Origin of the sequence: Kitasatospora sp. NPDC057512, from assembly GCF_042802135.1 — a bacterium.
Classification (GTDB): domain Bacteria; phylum Actinomycetota; class Actinomycetes; order Streptomycetales; family Streptomycetaceae; genus Kitasatospora.
In genome coordinates, this window is sequence record NZ_JBHVET010001001.1 from 1 (window position 1) to 2,445 (window position 2,445).

At 75.8% G+C, this 2,445-nt stretch carries 2 protein-coding genes; one reads left to right on the top strand and one right to left on the bottom strand.

Annotated elements, in window-relative coordinates; all coding sequences use genetic code 11:
* On the bottom strand, positions 1-638 hold a 638-nt coding region (locus ACFU6K_RS36765; RefSeq protein WP_380670657.1), incomplete at its 3' end, for a cytochrome P450.
* Between the two features lie 612 nt (positions 639-1,250).
* Between ACFU6K_RS36765 and ACFU6K_RS36770 the strand changes: the two genes are divergently transcribed.
* A complete protein-coding gene (locus ACFU6K_RS36770; RefSeq protein ID WP_380670659.1) occupies positions 1,251-2,342 on the top strand; it encodes a hypothetical protein in 1,092 nt (363 codons plus the stop codon).
* Positions 2,343-2,445 lie beyond the last annotated feature (103 nt).

A 2,445-nucleotide genomic window follows, 5' to 3' on the forward strand; every position in this document is an offset into this window, starting at 1 on the left:
GCCGAGCGCGCCGCGTCGATCGCCGCGTGCGCCACCGCGTCGATCCGGGCGAGGTCCTCGGCCACCGCGTCCCGGGCGTCCGCCGCGTTGGTCGGCAGGGTCGGCATCGCGGCCACCACCCGTTCCACCGAGCGGAGTTCGCGGTCCGTCCGGTCGTCCAGCGGCAGCCCGGTGAGTGCCCGCCAGACGGTGTCCAGGGCGAAGCCGCGCATCTCCTCGCCGACGTCGAAGGCCTCCCCGCTGCGCCGGTAGCCCTCCCAGCGCTCGGCGGTGCGGCGCGCCGCCGCGGCGATCCGCCGCTCGTAGCGGCGCATCCCCGTGCCGGTGAACTGGGCCTGAAGCACCCGCCGTTGGCGCCTCCAGGGGTCGCCGGTGGCGGACAGCACGCCGTCCCCGACCAGCATCCGGGCGCGGTGCGAGCGCTTGACGTACCGGTCCGGGTGGTGGCCCAGGACGTGCTGCACGGCGGCCGGGTCGGTGACCAGGACGGTCGGCGTCGGGCCGAGCCGGAAGGCGGCGACGCCGCCGACGCCGCGCTGGGTCCGGGCCAGCAGGTCGACGAGCTCGGCCTCCTCGGCCCGCCACTGCTCGACGACCTCGGCGGCCAGCTCCGGTACCGGACGGGTCTCGGTGCTCACGGGTCGTGTCCTTCCGCTCTGCTGACGGTTCGTCGGTTCCGGTCCGACTCTATGCCAGAGCGCCGCCCGTCCGGGCTGCGCCGAACGGCTGGCCGGCCCGGCCGGAGGCGGCGCGGCGGCCCGTCCGGCCGTACCCGCACGGGTACGGTGCGGCGGGGCCGACCGGTCCCTGCTCGCTGCGCGGATGGGAGAACGCATGCCCGGGACCCGGCACTTCGAAGGCGGCGGGACCAGTCCGGCGGCCCGGTGGCTGGCAGTCGCCCTGCTCGTCCCGGTCCTCGCGGCCTGCGGCGGCGGTGGCGGCTCCGGGTCGGCCGGCGCCTCCCCGGCCGGCCAGGGCGGCCAGAACAGCGGCTCGGGCCTGCCGGACGACCAGCGGACCAAGGACGAGGGGAACCAGGGCGGGTTCCGGACCGCCGGCGAGCCCTCGGCGAGCGTCCAGGGCTTCGACAACAGGGCCCGGATCAGCTTGTCCTTCCCCTCGAAGACCAGTTTCACGGCCGTGATCAGCAAGGTCGCCGACTGCGGCAGCACGTCGTACGCCACCCCCGCCTCGCAGCAGGTGCGGGTGACCGACGGCAGGACCGAGCTGGTCGACTTCCGGCTCCCGCAGTGGAAGCCCGGGACCAAGGACCGGACCATCTGCCTCACGGTGACGGTCGACGACTCCACCAAGCGGATCGAGGCTGCGGGCTCGGTGGTCGTCATCAGCCCCGACGAAGGGACGACCACCGGCAACGGCGGGACCCCGGGCAGCACCGGGACGCCCGGCTACGGGTCGAGCCCGTCCGGCGGCGCCGGGAGCACCCCCTGAGCCCTGCCGAGGAGGAACCTCCGGACGGGCCGCGGCAGCCGCAGGCGCGCTCCTGGGCCGACTGGCTCACCAGGCTCGCCACCTGGGTCGCCCCGACCACCCTCCTCACCGCGCTGCTCCTCTTCTTCGGCTACGCGTACACCAGTTCGCTCTACAGCTTCTTCGGCATCGACGCCGGCACGATCGGCTTCGCCACCCAGGACCTGCTGATCCGCAGCTCCCCCGCGCTCTACCTGCCGGCCGGGGTCGCCCTGTGCGGGGCCCTGGTCGGCGCGCTGGGCTACCACCTCGCGACCAGGGCGGCCGGGGCGGGCGAGGCCGGCGCCCGGAGGGTGCGCCGGGCCTGCCGGGCGGTCACCGCCCTGGTCGTCCCGCTCCTGCTGCTCGGCTTCCTGGCCGGCTTCGAGGTGTTCGACGCCGGCCCGTTGGGCACCCCGCTGCTGATCGGCGGCGCGCTGCTGCTCGGGGTCCTGGCCCGGATGATGTACGTGCGCGGCACCGGCGCACCGTACCCGCTGACCGGGGAGCGGGCGGCGCTGGGCGTCAGCGTGGCGATCATCGTGCTCTGCTCGTACTGGGCGGTCGGCGGCTACGCCCAGCAGAAGGGGACGGCCGACGCCGAGGACCTCGCCCACCACCTCTACCGGCGCCCGGCGGTCGTCCTGGACACCCCCGAACGCCTCCACCTGGGATGGCCCGGGGTGCGGGAGACGGTGCTGCCCGACGTGGACCAGGGCGCGCACTTCCGCTACCGCTACGAGGGCCTGCGGCTGCTGGCCCTCTCCGGCGGCCGGATGTTCCTGCTCCCGCGGACCTGGACCTGGGAGACCGGCAACGGACTGATCCTCCCCTTCGACGCCACCGTCCGGGTCGCCTTCCACCCCGGCTGAGGCCCACCGCGCGGGCTCCGCGCACCCCCGCTGAGGCCCACCGCGCGGGCTCCGTGCACCCCCGCCCCGCGCACGGCCGCGCCGCGGTCCGTCCCCTCGACGG